Annotated in this window: 1 protein-coding gene; it reads right to left on the reverse strand. The window is 52.0% G+C overall.

Going from position 1 to position 375, the window contains the following annotated elements; translation table 11 throughout:
- On the reverse strand, positions 1–375 hold a 375-nt coding region (locus AC0L3U_RS38635; RefSeq protein ID WP_473364996.1), incomplete at both ends, for a hypothetical protein.

Here is a 375-nt window from a genome sequence, read left to right on the forward strand (position 1 = left end):
GGTCAATTCTTCCTGGCCGGTCGTGGGGTTTGTCTGAAATGCACCAAAGAAAAATAGGTAGGTTTTGTTGGCCAGTGGCGTCTGGTTGGTCAAATGCTTAGCCAACGCTTGGCCGGCAGTGCTTGAGTTGAGGATGGCGGCATCAATGATGACAACCTTAGGTACGGTGCTTGCTGTTTGCTCTTTCAGGTGAATATGAAAGTCGCCGCTGGATACCTTTCCGGACTCTATGGAAGCCGTATGGATTTTCTCCCCAATTGGCACCATTGTTTGCGTATTTAGATAGTCGAACGGGTAGAAGGCGGACGCATAGGTGCCTCCGGTGTTCCAGGTGGCTCCCAGTGGGTGTGCCTTGCGGGCTTGTTGTGTCAGTTC

The organism is Bradyrhizobium sp. Kon69, assembly GCF_055807515.1.